12 protein-coding genes are annotated in these 13,930 nt (G+C 68.2%); 1 reads left to right on the top strand and 11 read right to left on the bottom strand.

All coding sequences use genetic code 11. From position 1 onward, the window contains the following. Nucleotides 1–22 precede the first annotated feature (22 nt). The 5 genes from DEIPR_RS09825 to topA all read right to left on the bottom strand — a co-directional run bounded on the left by DEIPR_RS09825 (nt 23) and on the right by topA (nt 7,110). Entirely contained in the window at nt 23–1,090 is a 1,068-nt protein-coding gene (locus DEIPR_RS09825; protein WP_013615675.1) for a phosphotransferase family protein, read from the bottom strand. After that, a complete protein-coding gene (locus DEIPR_RS09830) occupies nt 1,087–2,379 on the bottom strand; it encodes an acyl-CoA dehydrogenase family protein (RefSeq protein ID WP_013615676.1) in 1,293 nt (430 codons plus the stop codon). The genes DEIPR_RS09825 and DEIPR_RS09830 overlap by 4 nt, the downstream gene beginning before the upstream one ends. Further along, a complete protein-coding gene (locus DEIPR_RS09835) occupies nt 2,376–3,149 on the bottom strand; it encodes a glucose 1-dehydrogenase (RefSeq protein ID WP_013615677.1) in 774 nt (257 codons plus the stop codon). Before DEIPR_RS09835 ends, DEIPR_RS09830 begins: the two co-directional genes overlap by 4 nt. A 147-nt stretch (nt 3,150–3,296) precedes the next feature. After that, entirely contained in the window at nt 3,297–3,923 is a 627-nt protein-coding gene (locus DEIPR_RS09840; protein WP_013615678.1) for a TetR/AcrR family transcriptional regulator, read from the bottom strand. Between the two features lie 4 nt (nt 3,924–3,927). Next, complete coding sequence (topA, locus tag DEIPR_RS09845) at nt 3,928–7,110, bottom strand: type I DNA topoisomerase (RefSeq protein WP_013615679.1); 3,183 nt, start codon at nt 7,108–7,110, stop codon at nt 3,928–3,930. Nucleotides 7,111–7,281: 171 nt separating this feature from the next. Between topA and DEIPR_RS09850 the strand changes: the two genes are divergently transcribed. Further along, nucleotides 7,282–7,920, top strand: coding sequence for a YdcF family protein (locus tag DEIPR_RS09850; protein ID WP_013615680.1), 639 nt, complete (start codon nt 7,282–7,284; stop codon nt 7,918–7,920). Nucleotides 7,921–7,974: 54 nt separating this feature from the next. On the opposite strand, the gene murJ is transcribed toward DEIPR_RS09850, so the two are convergent. From murJ to mqnE, 6 genes are all read right to left on the bottom strand, one after another. After that, nucleotides 7,975–9,450 (bottom strand): murein biosynthesis integral membrane protein MurJ, encoded by a 1,476-nt coding sequence (gene murJ / locus DEIPR_RS09855; RefSeq protein WP_041222933.1) that lies wholly within the window; start codon nt 9,448–9,450, stop codon nt 7,975–7,977. A gap of 361 nt (nt 9,451–9,811) precedes the next feature. Continuing rightward, nucleotides 9,812–10,363 (bottom strand): nucleoside transporter C-terminal domain-containing protein, encoded by a 552-nt coding sequence (locus DEIPR_RS14435; protein WP_041222089.1) that lies wholly within the window; start codon nt 10,361–10,363, stop codon nt 9,812–9,814. Continuing rightward, nucleotides 10,332–11,177 carry a NupC/NupG family nucleoside CNT transporter gene (locus tag DEIPR_RS14440; protein WP_083801588.1) on the bottom strand — a complete coding sequence of 282 codons (846 nt, stop codon included), beginning with the start codon at nt 11,175–11,177 and terminating at the stop codon, nt 10,332–10,334. Before DEIPR_RS14440 ends, DEIPR_RS14435 begins: the two co-directional genes overlap by 32 nt. A gap of 57 nt (nt 11,178–11,234) precedes the next feature. Then, entirely contained in the window at nt 11,235–12,110 is an 876-nt protein-coding gene (locus DEIPR_RS09870; protein ID WP_013615682.1) for a menaquinone biosynthetic enzyme MqnA/MqnD family protein, read from the bottom strand. Nucleotides 12,111–12,322: 212 nt separating this feature from the next. Further along, nucleotides 12,323–12,562 (bottom strand): hypothetical protein, encoded by a 240-nt coding sequence (locus DEIPR_RS09875; RefSeq protein ID WP_013615683.1) that lies wholly within the window; start codon nt 12,560–12,562, stop codon nt 12,323–12,325. Between the two features lie 93 nt (nt 12,563–12,655). After that, a complete protein-coding gene (gene mqnE, locus DEIPR_RS09880) occupies nt 12,656–13,801 on the bottom strand; it encodes an aminofutalosine synthase MqnE (RefSeq protein WP_013615685.1) in 1,146 nt (381 codons plus the stop codon). Between the last annotated feature and the right edge of the window lie 129 nt (nt 13,802–13,930).

The raw sequence follows: 13,930 nt of genomic DNA on the forward strand, positions 1-13,930 counted from the left end.
GGCACCACATCGCCGGGCACCGCTACGCCGGCGGGTGAGTGCGGGCCAGCGCCCGGCGAATCAGGAATGAGGCCTGCTCGCCCAGGGCAGCGAAGCGGGGGTCACGCGTCTGCCCCCGCTGATAGCGCACGAAAATTTGCAGGGCAATCACGGCCAGCTTGAAGTCGCCGAGGAGCTCGTACCACAGCAGCCCGCTCACGTCGCGCCCGCTGCGCTGGGCATACAAGGCCACCAGTTCGTCCCGGTCCGGAAAGCCGGGCTGCTCGGCCTGAGCGCCGGGCAGGGTCCAGTAGGTGAGCAGCAATCCCAGGTCAGCCAGCGGGTCGCCCAGGGTGGTCATTTCCCAGTCCAGCAGCGCCGTGACCCGGCCAGGGTCGTGCGGGTCCAGCAGCAGGTTGTCCAGCTTGAAATCGTTGTGGACCAGGGTATGGGCCGACTCGGCCGGCTGGCGCTCCAGCAGCCAGGCGATCAGGCGTTCGTCGCCCAGCTCCTCGGCGGGGGCCAGGGCCCCGGGGGACAGCGCTTCGCGGGCCCGCCGCCAGCGCCCGGCCCAGCCCTCAATCTGGCGGCGGTTAAAGCCTGCCGGCTGACCCAAGTCGCTCAGACCCGCTGCCTGCAAGTCCACCTCCTGCAAGCGGACCAGGGTGTCCACGAGCGCCCCGGTCATCCGTGCGGGGGCATCTGGAAGGCCCGCGTATTCGGGCGGCAGGGCCGAGCGCATCACCACCCCCCGGCGGCGCTCCATCACGTAAAAGGGCGCGCCCAGCACCTGCGGGTCTTCTATCAGGCGCAGCGGGCGCGGCGCGGCGGGCAGCACCGGGGCCACCCGCTCCAGCAGGCGGTACTCGCGGGCCATATCGTGGGCACCGGGGGCCACCTGCCCGCGTGGGGCGCGGCGCAGCACATAAGCCTGCTCGCCCGCCCGCAGCAGATAGGTGAGGTTGGAATATCCTCCCGGAAACTGCTCGGCGCTCAGTGCGGCCCAGTCACCGGGCAAGTCGGCCAGCAGTTCGCGCAGACGGTCCAGCGGCAGCTCCTCGCCGGGGCGCATGGGCACGGTCTCGGCCTGGGACCGCCCTGCCCCGCTCACGCCTTTCCTCCACGGGCCACCCGCAGGTCTATGCCCTGGCGGGCCAGCTCGGCCTTGGCGACCGTTTCGGTGTGTACGATGTCGGGGCCGTCGGCCAGGCGCAGGGTGCGGGCGTGCGCGTACATTTGCGCCAGCGGAGTGTCCTGTGACACCCCCGCGCCGCCGTACACCTGAATGGCCCGGTCAATCACCCGCAGCGCCACACCCGGAGCGACCACCTTGATGGCCGCAATCTCGCCGCGTGCCGCCTTGTTGCCCACCGTGTCCATCATCTGGGCGGCCTGTAAGGTCAGCAGCCGGGCCTGGTCAATCTCCATGCGGCTCTGGGCTATCAGCTCGCGGGTGTGCTGGTGCGCGGCCAGGGGCTTGCCGAAAGCGGTGCGGGCAGCGGCGCGGGCCACCATCAGTTCCAGGGCGCGCTCGGCCTGACCGATCAGGCGCATGCAGTGGTGAATGCGCCCCGGCCCCAGCCGCCCCTGCGCGATTTCGAAGCCCCGGCCCTCGCCCAGAATCAGGTGGCTGGCGGGCACGCGCACCTCGTGGAAGCTGAGTTCGGCGTGCCCGTGCGGGGCGTCGTCGTAGCCGAACACGGTCAGCATGCGCTCGCGGGTCACGCCCGGCGCGTCCAGCGGCACCAGAATCATGCTCTGCTGCCGCCAGCGCTCGGCGGCAGGGTCGGTCTGGCCCATGAAAATCGCCACCTGGCAGCGGGGGTCGCCCGCGCCGCTGGTCCACCACTTGCGCCCGCTGATGACATACCCGTCCCCATCGCGCCGGATGCTGGCCCGGATGTTGGTGGCATCACTGCTCGCCACGTCCGGCTCGGTCATGCAAAAGCCGGAGCGAATCTCGCCCCGCAGCAGCGGCCCCAGCCAGCGCTCCTGCTGCTCTGGGCTGCCGTAGCGGGCCAGCACTTCCATATTGCCGGTGTCGGGGGCCGAGCAGTTGAACACTTCCGGAGCCCACCAGACCCGGCCCATCTGCTCGGCCAGTGGGGCGTAGTCCAGGTTAGACAGCCCCGCGCCGAAGCGGCCTTCGGGGTCACTGGCGGGCGGCAGAAACAGGTTCCACAGGCCCTCCGCCTGCGCCCGCGCCTTGAGGTCTTCCAGCAGGTGGAGGTGCGCCCAGCGGTCCCCCGCCCCGACTTCGGCCAGGAACGCCGCCTCGTTGGGGTAGATGTGCTCGGCCATAAAGCGGGTCAGGCGGTCCAGCAGCTCCAGCGCCCGTTCCGAGACACCGAAGGCCGCCAGCGCCGCCGCGCCCGGCACGGCATGCGGCGCGGCAGTCATGCGGTCTGCCCGCCGTCTACCACCAGCACCTGGCCGGTCATGTACGCCGACGCCCGTGAAGCCAGGAAAATGGCCGCCCCCTTGAGGTCCTGCTCGCCGCCGAAGCGGCCCAGCGGAATGGCCGCCAGGAATTCTTTTTCGTAGCGCTCCAGCAGCACGCGCGACATGTCGCTGGGAAACCAGCCCGGCGCGATGGCATTCACGCGGATGCCCCGGGGCCCCCACTTCCAGGCCAGGTCGCGGGTAAAGGTGATGACGCCGCCTTTGCTGGCGCTGTAGCCGATCACCGGAAAGTGGCTGGGTGTGCCACGTAGCCCCGCCACCGAAGCGATGTTGATGATTGAGCCGCTGCCCTGGGCCAGCATGACCCGCCCGGCCGCCTGCGAGCACAGAAACACACCGGTCAGGTTGGTGTCCATGACCTTGTTCCACTGCTCCAGCGTCATGTCCTCGGTGGGGGCCGCCCAGGTGGTGCCGGCATTGTTGACCAGAATATCCAGCCGGCCGAATTCGTCCACGGCGGCCTGTACGGCGGCCTGCACGCTTGCGGGGTCGGTCACGTTGCAGGCCACGGCCAGCGCCTGAGCGCCACGTTCACGCAGCGCGGCGGCGGCAGCCTCACAGCGCTCCAGTTTGCGGGCGCACAGCACCACGCTGGCGCCCATCTCGGTGAGGGCTTCGGCCATTTGCAGGCCCAGACCACTGCCGCCACCAGTAATCAGGGCCACCTGGCCCCGAAGCCCGAAGAGGGGATGCTCCTGAAGTTCCATATCTCGTCCTCCCGCCCCCGGTCAGGGAGCGCAAAACAGCGTCTGTAGGTGGGTAGACGCCCATTATGCGTGGCCGGACTCGCGTTTCTCAACTCGCATTTGGGTGCGCCGCGCAGGGGCAAACGTAGGGGCGGCACTCGCAAAACTTCAGTGTTCCAGCAGGCTGTCCAAGTAGGCCACCAGCGCCACCCGCACCTCGCCGCGCACCACCGGGTCCGCCGCGCCGGAGGTGTTCCGCAGGAAATACAGCCCGTTGGCGAGATGAATCATCACGTTGACCGCGGCGTAACGGCGCTCTGCTGAGAGCGAGGGGGCACGCACGGCCAACAACTCTTCCAGCTGCTGTGCCATAAAGCGGCGCAGGTCCAGTGACCCCGGCACCTGCGAGCGGCTGAACACCAGCACAGCCAGCAGGCCAAGTGGCTCGGCGTTGAGGCGGGCGTGGGTGTCCAGCACGGCGTCTACCATCTCACCGGCGCTGGCCCCCTCGACCCTCCGCAGCGCCGCGCCCAGCTCTACACGCAGCCGCTCAGTCCATTCCAGTTGCAGTGCGGCCAGCAGCGCCGCCTTACCGGGGAAGAACTGATACAGCGACCCCGGCGACACGCCCGCCCGCGCCGCGATGTGGTTGGTGGTGGCCCGCTCGGTGCCCACGGCGGCAAACTCCTCAGCAGCCGCTGCCAGAATGCGGGCCACCATCCGGCGGCTGCGGGCCTGCTTGGGTTCGCGCCGGGGCCGCAACTGGGGCGGCACCGTGCGCTCAGAGGCCGCCACCGGGTTACACGATGCCGTCAGCGCGGGCGGCCTGGTTCAGCTTGCGGCTGGCCTGCAGGTTCATGCCCTTGGCCTGTTTCACGTCCAGGCCCAGCTCGGGGGCCACGTCCTCCACCTTGCGCCCGCCCTCGCGGGTGGCCGTGACCAGCGCCCGCTCCTCGGGCGACAGCACGCTGAGGTAGGGCCGCAGCCGCTCCCAGGTGATGGGGGGTGCTTTGGCAGCACTTTGGGCACTCTTCTTGGCACCACTGCTGCTTCCACGGCTAGCAGGTGCCGGGCGGGCTGCAGCCTCGCCACCCACGCCAGCTGCGCGGGCAGCCTGGTTCAGCTTGCGGCTGGCCTGCAGGTTCATGCCCTTGGCCTGTTTCACGTCCAGACCCAGCTCGGGGGCCATGTCCTCCACCTTGCGCCCGCCCTCACGGGTGGCCGTGACCAGGCGGCGCTCGGTGTCGTCCAGCACGCTCAGGTGGGGCTTCAGGTCGGCCCAGGCCAGCGCTGCTTTGGCCGGGGCCTGAGCTTTACCAGTCTTGGCTCTGTTGGTGCTGGCTTTCTTGGTGCTGACTTTCTTGGTATTGGCCTTGGGCGCTGCGCTTCCCGCCTTTTTCCCTTTGCCCGCTTTGCCTTTGGGTTCCTTGCCGCGCTCCTCCATAATCGCCAGGGCCTGCTCGGCGCTCAGGGTTTCGGCGCTCTCGCCCTGGCGCAGGGTGGCATTGCGCGTGCCATCGGTCAGGTAAGGACCAAAGCGGCCCTTTTTCAGCAGGATGTCGGGCTGGCCCTCGTTCTGGAAGACCGCCAGCGGAGCCGCCGCCTGACCGCGCCCACCGTATTTGGGCTGCTTGAAAATCTCCTCGGCCTGCGCCAGGGTCACGTCAAACAGCTGGTCGTGACTGGTCAGGCTGCGCGAGTCGCCGCCGCGCTTGAGGTAGGGACCGTAGCGCCCATTCATCGCCCAGACCTCCTGGCCCTCGCTTATGCCTACCAGCCGGGGCAGGCTGAGCAGCTCCAGCGCCCGCTCCAGCGTCATGCTGCCTAGAGAATCGGAGGGAAAGAGGCTGGCGGTCTTGAGGGGCTTCCCGCCTTCCTCGCCGCCCAGCGTCACATAGGGGCCGTAGCGTCCGGCGCGGGCGAACACCAGCTGCCCAGTCTCCGGGTCGGTGCCCAGCTCGTTGTCGCCGCTCGGCTGCGCCAGCAGTTCCTCGGCCTTTTTGAGGGTCAGCTCGTCGGGAATCAGGTCTTCGGGAAGGTTGGCCTTGGCCTCGCCGCGCTGCATGTAGGGGCCGTAGCGCCCCACCCGCAGCTCGATGCCGCTGCCGCGCAGCCGGGGCACGTCGATGGTGGCGATGCCACGGGCGTCAATCTCGCCCATCTTGGTTTCAATCAGGGGGCGCAGGCCGAAGGCAGGGGCCCCGTCTGCCGCCTCCTGCCGGCCCTGGCCCAGGTAGAAGCGCTGCAGGTAAGGAATGCGGTGCTCGCGCCCACCAGCGATTTCGTCGAGGTCTTCTTCCATGCGGGCGGTGAAGTCGTAGTCCACCAGCTGCCCGAAATGGTGTTCCAGCAGCGCCGAGGTCGCAAACGCTGTCCAGCTGGGAATGAGCGCCGAGCCCCTTTTCTGCGCGTAGCCCCGGTCCTGAATGGTGCCGATGATACTGGCATAGGTACTGGGCCGGCCGATGCCTGCCGCCTCCAGCGCCTGCACCAGGCTGGCTTCGGTAAAGCGGGCCGGCGGCTGGGTCTGGTGCTGCTCGGGCTGCACGTCCTGCGCCTGGGCGCGGTCGCCTTCGCCGAGCGGGGGCAGGTGCGTTTCACGGTCCCCCAGTGCGGCAGCGGGGTCGTCGTGGCCTTCCACGTAAGCCCGCAGGAACCCAGGAAAGCTGATGGTGCGGCCCGACGCGGCCAGCAGCACACTTTGCCCGCCGGCTTCTCCGCGCAGGCGCACGCGCAGGCTCAGGCCCCGGGCGTCGGCCATCTGCGAGGCCACCGTGCGCTTCCAGACCAGGTCGTACAGCCGCCACTCGTCGCTGCCCAGCTCGCCGCGCAGCTGTTCGGGGGTGCGGAAGGAGCTGCCGGCGGGGCGAATCGCCTCGTGGGCCTCCTGGGCGTTCTTGGACTTCTTGGCGTATACACGGGGCTGCGGCGACACGTAGTCGGCCCCGTACATCTGCGCCGCTTGCTTGCGGGCCGCACCCACCGCTTCGCTGCTGAGGTTGGTGGAATCGGTCCGCATGTAGGTGATGTAGCCGCCCTCGTACAGCCGCTGGGCGGCCCGCATGGTGCGGGTGGCCGACATGCCCAGCTTGCGCCCGCCTTCTTGCTGCAGGGTAGAGGTGATAAACGGCGCAGGCGGGCGCTGGGTAAAGGGTTTTTCCTCGGCGCTAACCACGGTCAGCGCCGTGCCGCGCAGTGCTGCCGCCAGGGCCTGCGCCTCAGCCTCGCTGAGCAGGCGGGCGTCTGCGCCCTTTTTCAGTGCTCCGGTGGCCGGGTCGAAATCCTTGCCCACGGCCAGCCGTTCGCCCGCCACCTCCACCAGCCGCGCCGGAAAGGTCTGACCGCCTTTCTCGGCCGTGACCAGCAGGTCCCACCACGTCCCGCTCACGAACAGCATCCGCTCGCGCTCGCGCTCGACCAGCATGCGGGTAGCGACCGACTGCACCCGGCCGGCGCTCAGCTTGGGGGCGACCTTTTTCCACAGCACCGGGCTGACCTCGTAGCCGTAGAGCCGGTCCAGGGCGCGGCGGGTTTCCTGGGCCTCCACCAGGTTGGTGTCGATTTCACGCGGCTGCTGAATCGCCTTTTGAATGGCTTCTTTGGTGATTTCGTGAAACACCATGCGGCGCACCGGCACCTTGGGCTTCAGCTCCTCGAACAGGTGCCAGGCGATGCTCTCGCCCTCGCGGTCGTCGTCGGTCGCCAGGATGATTTCGTCGGCCTGGGCAGCCAGCCGCCGCAGGTGCGCCACGTGGGTGCGCTTCTCGGGCGACACCACATACAGCGGCCGGAAGTCGTCCTCCACATTCAGGCCCAGGCGGGCCCACGACTCCTTTTTGTATTTCTCGGGAATATCGGCGGCGCTGCGCGGCAGGTCACGGATATGCCCGATGCTGGATTCCACCGCGTAGCCCTTACCCAGGTACTTGGCGATGGTTTTGGCTTTGGCAGGCGATTCCACGATGACCAGTGTGTTTGACATGAAAACTTGTTCTCCCCTAACGTCACTTGCCCTGACGGCTGACGGCGCTTAAAGCTGGATCTGGGTAGGAGGCTATCACGCTCCCTGCGGGACACACGGCGGCGCAGCACCTTTGCGGCGCGGCGCACGGCGGCACGCCGGAGGGGAGATTTTGGCCTATGCTGGGGCGCGATGTTCGGCCGCACTCTGCGCAATCTGGCCCTGCTGGCGCTGGCGCTGGCCGCCTTTTTTCTGTGGCCGCTGGGCGTACCCCGCGAAAAGCCCCATCCCACGCTGGTGGTGCTGGGCGCGGCGCAGTACGCGGGGCGGCCCAGCCCGGCCTTTCAGGTACGGCTGGACCACGCGCTGGAGCTGTACCGGGCGGGCGGCGTCCACACCATTGTGGTCACGGGGGGGCGGCAGGCGGGCGACCCCTACACCGAGGGTGGCGTGGGCGTCAGCTACCTGCAGCGCAGGGGCGTGCCGGCCGAAGTTCTCAAGGCCGAAGAACGCAGCCGCACCACCGCCCAGAACCTGAACTACGCTGCCGAACTGCTGCCACCACACGCCGCCGTGACGGTGGTGACCGACCGTGCCCACGCACCACGCGCCCTGGCGATGGCCCGCGACATAGGCTTTAACGCCAACGCCAGCCCCAGCCCCCTGTGGCCCCATGCCAGCCTGCGCTACCGCCTGCGCGAGCGCCTGGCCTGGGCCGCCTACATGCTGCTGGATTACGAGGGCCTGCGTACCGAAGAGTTCGGCACCCAGGAACCTGGCGTGCAGGACTCTGGAGACCAGGAACCCACCCGAGGAGCGGCGCAGGGCTAAGCGCCGGGACAAGGAAGCTGCACTCTCAGGCGTCCTTGCCCCTGTCAGCGCTTCTCAGCCGCGCCGCAAACGCCGCACCACACCGTCCACTTCAGGCATCCGCAGCAGCACCGCACCAGCCAGATACGCCGCCAGACCGGTGCCGCCCGCCACGGCCAGCACCAGCAGGCTGGGCAGCAGCGGGCCCGGCTGGGGCAGGAAGCGGCTCATGACCCAGGCCAGCGCTCCGGCCAGCGCGGCCAGCGGCAGCACCCGGCTCAGGTGGGCCAGCAGCGAGTCCAGCGGCAGAGGCACGGCGCGGCGGTACAGAAACAGCAGCGCCAGGGTCATCAGCACGCCGCTGATGGCGGTGCTGACCCCGAAGCCCCAGAACCCAATCAGCGGCACCAGCAGGTTGTACAGCGCCACTTCCAGCACGAAGCCGGCAGCGCTGACCACCACCGCGTCACGGGTGCGCTCACGGGCATAGAAGGTCCGCAGCAAGATGGTCACCAGGGCCCAGGGCACCAGCGCCAGCGCCCAGCCGGCCAGAATGCCGGAGGTGGCTGCCAGCCGGGTTTCGGGCACCGAGCCGGTCAGGTTGAAGATGCTGGCCGCGTAGGGAGCCAGAGCCACCAGCAGGGCACTGACAGGCGCCGCCATAAAGGTGGTGGACCGCATGGCCTGCAAGGTCAGCGCCCGGAATGCGGGCCAGTGGCCGTCGGCGGCCAGCTGCGAGAAACGTGGAAACAGCGCCAGCGCCGGCGATACCACAAAGAGGCCGTTTGCCATGGTAAAGAGGGCTTCGGCGTTGGTGTAGCCCGCCTGCGTGCCGGCCGGAAACAGCTGCGCGTTGCTGAGCAGGCGCGACACATAGATGTTCAGAATCTGCCGGGTGCCGGCGGTCAGGGTGAAGGGGGCCATCTGCCGCAGCACCCGCCCAAGCGCCGGGTGCCCGGTGAGGGCGGGGCGCGGCAGCAGCCCGAAGCGGTTCAGCGCCGGTAGCTGCACCACCAGCTGCGCCAGCCCGCCGACCAGCCAGCCCATCGCCAGCCAGGTGGCCTGCTGGGGCAGCAGCAGCAGCGCGATGATGCTGGCGATGTTGAATGCCACGGGCGCGAAGCTGCTTTCCTTGAAGTGCTCGTCAGCGTTCAGCAGGCCCATCGCCACGCTGGACAGGCTGATCAGCATCAGGAACGGCATGACCAGCCGGGTCATGTACAGCGTCAGCACCGGGTCCACGTTGGACTCGGAGGCCAGCAGCAGGTCCACCACATACGGCGCCCCCAGGATGCCCAGCGCGGTCAGGACCAAGTTCACCGCGATCATCACCCCGCTGAACGCCTGGGCCAGCCTACGGCGCTCCACGGTATTCAGCGACTTGTACACCGGAATAAACGAGTTGACCAGTGCCCCCTCGGCCAGCAGCTCGCGCAGCAGGTTGGGCACTTTGACCGCCATGGTAAAAGCGTCCATGGTGGTGTTGTCGAACAGGTTGATGATCTGCTGGCGCAACACCCCCGACAGCCGCGAGCCCAGCGTGCCGGCCATCACGATAAGGGTGTTCTGGCGCACCGATTTGGGACCGGAAGCCTTACGCCGGCCGCCCCGGACCGGCTGGGTGCCTTCGGAGGGTTCGGGGGTGACGGCTTCGTGGGCACCGGGCTGCCCGGTTTCGGACACCGGCTGCCCCGGGCCGGCAGGGTCTGAAGCGGAAAGCGTGGCAACCGGGTCGGAATCGGCGGAAGGTGGCCGCGCAGAAGAAGGGACAGGGGGCTTGGAGCCGCTCACGTGTGCAACTGTACCGCACCCGGCGCGGAACGGGGACCCGCCTGCCAGGCTGCACAGCAACGCCGCTCCCACGGGGGAAGCGGCGCAGCGGCGAAAAAGCGGTGGGGAAAAAGGAGCGGGGTTACTGGGTGCCGGCCAGCGCCACCAGCATGCCGGCGATGGTGCCGCTCATCAGGTTGGCCAGCACGCCGGCCGCAATGGCCCGCATGCCCAGCTGCGCGATATCGGGGCGGCGGCTCGGGGCCATGCCGCCCAGGCCGCCCAGCAGGATGCCCAGCGAGCTGAAGTTGGCAAAGCCGCACAGCGCGAAGGTGACGATGGCTTCCACCTTGGGCGAGATGCCGCCTTCTTTGAGGGCATTAGCGAAATCGATAAAGGCCACGAATTCGTTGGTGACCAGCTTCTGACCCAGGAAGCTGCCGGCCTGGACAGCCTCGGACCAGGGCACGCCAATCAGGGCGGCGAGCGGCGAGAACAGATAGCCCAGAATCAGCTGCACCGTCAGCCCCTGGAACCCGAACAGGCCGCCGATGCCGCCCAGAATCAGGTTGATCAGGGCAATCAGGCCGATAAAGGCCAGCAGCATGGCGCCCACGTTCAGGGCCAGCGACAGGCCTTCGGAAGCACCACGGGCCGCAGCGTCAATCACGTTGGTGTCGCCGTCCTGGTCCACGTTGGGGCCTGGTGGGCGTGGCGTCGGCGCCCATGCCCTCCGGCTCGCGGCCGGTGCCGGCGGCGGGCGCCGCCAGGGTGACGGGGCCCTGCGGCGTCGGCACGGTTGCGGCATGGGCGCGGCCGGTGCCGTAGTCCTGGGTGCGCTCGGTTTCAGGAAACAGCAGCTTGGCCATCAGCAGGCCGGCAGGCGCGGCCATGAACGAGGCGGCAATCAGGTAGTCCAGGCGCACGCCCAGGCCGGCGTAACCGGCCAGGGTGCTGCCGGCCACGCTGGCCAGGCCGCCCACCATCACCGCAAACAGCTCCGAGCGGGTCATGCCGGCAATAAACGGCTTGACCACCAGCGGCGCTTCGGTCTGACCCACGAAAATGTTGGCAGTGGCCGAGAGGCTTTCGCCGTCGCTGGTGCCCAGCACCCGGCCTAGGGCGCCGCCCAGCAGGCGAATCACCCATTGCATGATGCCCAGGTAGTACAGCACCGCAATCAGCGAACTGAAGAAAATGATGATGGGCAGCACGTTGAAGGCGAAGATGAAGCCCACACTGTCCATCGCGCTGCCGTTGGTCAGGTTGCCGAACAGGAAGTTGATGCCTTCATAGGCATTGCCGATGACTTTTTGCACGGCTGCGGAGACAGCCTCCAGCCCCGCCTTGCCCGGCGCCCAGAACAGCACCATAAAGGCCAGCAGAAACTGAATGGCAAGTGCTCCCAGCACAGTGCGCCAGTTGATGGCGCTGCGGTTGGCCGAGAACAGCCAGCCGATAGCCAGGAGGCCCAGAATTCCTCCTATACCCCAGAGAATATCGTTCATGTCGCCCAAGAGTACGGGAATTCTGAACCAAGTTAAATCTTCAGCACACAATTGTCATCAGGGGGTGATTTCCGGCCCCCATTCCAGCTCGGCGTGGTCCGGCCGCAGCAGCTCGGCAAAGCGCTGCAGGCCGCGCCGGTCGGGTTCTTCCAGGTGATAGCGGAAGTTCCACAGGTAGTGCTGCACCACCCGCCGGGGCAGCTTCAACTTGGCCGCGTGGCGCTGGGAAATCTCGCCCAGTGAGCCCAGGCCCTCACGCCGGGCGTCACGCATGGCCCGCAGCAGTTCGGGTGGGGGCGGCGCGTCCTTGCGGTAGGCCCACACCGCGAACACGAACGGCTGTCCGGTCAGGCGGTACCACTCCTCCGACAGGTCGGTCACCGTGATACCGCCGTCCCGGTGCGGCAGGCGGGTCATGCTGGCGTTCTCGCCCAGCGGCCCCACCACCTCGTACCACTCGCGCAGGGCGCTGTCCCCGATTCGCAGCACGCCGTCGTAGCCGCGTGCCAGCAGCTCCTGTGCGGTGCCCTCGTCGCGGACCAGCTCGGGACTCAGGCCCCACCCGCGCAGCAGTACTTCCAGCAGCGCCACGCTGGTCGCACTCTGGGCGGTTAGGGCAACGCGCTGCAGCTCAGGCAGCGGGCAGGTATGAAATAGGTTCACCGAGTACACCTGCCCCAGCACGCTCACGCTGAAATCCGGCAGGGCCGCCAGGCGGTCGGCATTGCGGATAAATTCGGCCACGCTGATGTTGGCGATGTCCACCCGGCCTTCCAGCAGCGCAGCGTTCATCTGGGTGGGCACGCCCGTCAGCGCCGTGACCGTGGGCGGCAGCACCAGCGGGTCGAGGATAGGCGCGACATTGGTGTAATGAATCCAGCCGGCGCGGTAGGGCGCCGAGGTCAGGGAGCTTGCAGCACAGGACGTAGGCATAACTCCCCCACTATGCGACTTCTGGCGCGCGGCCGAGCGCACAGTCTGGTTGGCGCCATATCAGGCCCACTCGGCCGCGTCGCCCAAGCGGTGGCCGCAGCAGGCAGCCTGGACCCGGAAACCGTTCAGGGCGCCGGCACAGCAGACGGGGATGCAGCTGCAGGGTGAGCCAGCGCCCCGCCATCGCGGTCCGGGCGGCCTGTGCAGGCTGTTCAGAGCGCGGACCTGCGCCGCCCTGCCCACAGCAGCGCCAGCCCAGGCCCCAGCCAAAGGGCCAAGCCTTGCAGCCAGTCCAGCGGATTCTGGGAATAGGTCACCGCCCACCCCACATCGCCGCGTGCAGTCGCTTGCTGCCATAGTCCCCAGAGCAGCAGCAAGGCGGCGGACAGCAGCGGGAACGCCAGCCACAGCCAGCCCAGTCCGCGCAGTACGGCCTGCCAGCGCTCAGACATGCGGCCCCCACGGTGTGTCCTGCGGTATGTACAGCGCCAGCAGCCCCCGCCACTGCGAACGCTTCAGCTTGCGGCCCTCCACCATGTACCCCCTCAGTCCGCCGCGCTGCTTTCCGCTGCCGGGAACTCGGCCAATTCGTTGTAGTAGGCGTCGCGCAGCACCGGCAGGCGGCCCGCCCGCTGAATCATGCGAATCAGGCCCTCTTCGCTCAGCCGCATCGGACTGGTGGCCCCGGCCGCGTGGGCGATGTGCTCTTCCTGAATGGTGCCGTCTATGTCGCTCACGCCCCAGTCCAGGCTCACCTGCGTCAGCTCGGAGCCGATCATCACCCAGTAGCCCTTGATGTGCGGGAAGTTGTCCAGATAGATGCGGGCCACGGCCAGATTCCGCAGGTCGTCCAGGCCGGTGGTGTACTCGGTCTTGCCGAGGTTCTGCGCCAGCGTGTTGCCCAGCGGCTGAAAGGCCAGCGGAATAAAGGCGTGGAAGCCGCCGCCGTACTTGTGCAGGCTGTCGTCCTGCAACTCGCGCAGGCGGTGCATGTGGTCCAGGCGTTCTTCCAGCGTCTCGATGTGGCCGTACAGCATGGTGGCGTTGGTGCGCATGCCCAAGGAGTGCGCTTCGGAGTGGATTTGGAGCCATTCGTCCGACTTCACCTTGTTTTTGGCGACCTGCCGGCGCACCCGCTCGGCAAAGATTTCCGCGCCGCCCCCCGGCATGGCGCTCAGGCCCGCCGCCTGCAGCTCGCGCAGCACTTCCAGGGTGGGTTTGCGCGCAATCCGCGACAGGTGCTTGATTTCGGCGGCGGTAAACGCCTTGACCTGCAAGTCGGGGTAAGCCGCCCGCAGGCCGCGCACCATCGCGGGGTAGTACTCCCAGGGGTGGTTGGGGTGGTGGCCGCTGCTCATGTGCAGCTCGGTGATGCCCGGCAGGTAGCGGCGGCCCACCTCCTGCACCACTTCTTCCGGCGAGTAGTCCCAGGCCCGCTCCTCGCCCTTGTGCGCCGCGAACGCGCAGAAGGTGCAGCCCACGTAGCAGATGTTGGTGAATTCCAGCCGCATGGAGTGCACGAAGTACACCTTGTCGCCGTGCAGCCGGCGCTTTTGCAGGTCGGCCAAGCGCATCAGGCCGTTGAGGTCGCGGGTGCGGAACAGGTACATGCCTTCTTCGAAGCTTAGGCGTTCGCCCGCCTCTACTTTGGCGGCAATAGGCTTGAGGTCGGGGTCGCGGAGCCAGTCCATAGGGGGAAGTGTACGCCCGCAGCGGCCGGGGGAAGATGGCGCAAGGTGGAAAGGTGGGGGCGCAGGCGGGAACCACTGCTCCGCTCCTTGGTGGGCCGGCGCGGCAAGCCCACTCAAGGGCATTGAGCA

It is taken from the genome of Deinococcus proteolyticus MRP, assembly GCF_000190555.1.
GTDB classification, from domain to species: Bacteria; Deinococcota; Deinococci; order Deinococcales; family Deinococcaceae; genus Deinococcus; species Deinococcus proteolyticus.

Bases quoted from the DNA above. Each gene is read 5' to 3' on its own strand.
- DEIPR_RS14440 (WP_083801588.1), bottom strand. From the start codon at position 11,177: ATGAACGATATTCTCTGGGGTATAGGAGGAATTCTGGGCCTCCTGGCT.
- DEIPR_RS09835 (WP_013615677.1), bottom strand. From the start codon at position 3,149: ATGGAACTTCAGGAGCATCCCCTCTTCGGGCTTCGGGGCCAGGTGGCC.
- DEIPR_RS09850 (WP_013615680.1), top strand. From the start codon at position 7,282: ATGTTCGGCCGCACTCTGCGCAATCTGGCCCTGCTGGCGCTGGCGCTG.
- DEIPR_RS09875 (WP_013615683.1), bottom strand. From the start codon at position 12,562: ATGTCTGAGCGCTGGCAGGCCGTACTGCGCGGACTGGGCTGGCTGTGG.
- DEIPR_RS09870 (WP_013615682.1), bottom strand. From the start codon at position 12,110: ATGCCTACGTCCTGTGCTGCAAGCTCCCTGACCTCGGCGCCCTACCGC.
- murJ (WP_041222933.1), bottom strand. From the start codon at position 9,450: ATGGCCGGCACGCTGGGCTCGCGGCTGTCGGGGGTGTTGCGCCAGCAG.
- mqnE (WP_013615685.1), bottom strand. From the start codon at position 13,801: ATGGACTGGCTCCGCGACCCCGACCTCAAGCCTATTGCCGCCAAAGTA.
- topA (WP_013615679.1), bottom strand. From the start codon at position 7,110: ATGTCAAACACACTGGTCATCGTGGAATCGCCTGCCAAAGCCAAAACC.
- DEIPR_RS09830 (WP_013615676.1), bottom strand. From the start codon at position 2,379: ATGACTGCCGCGCCGCATGCCGTGCCGGGCGCGGCGGCGCTGGCGGCC.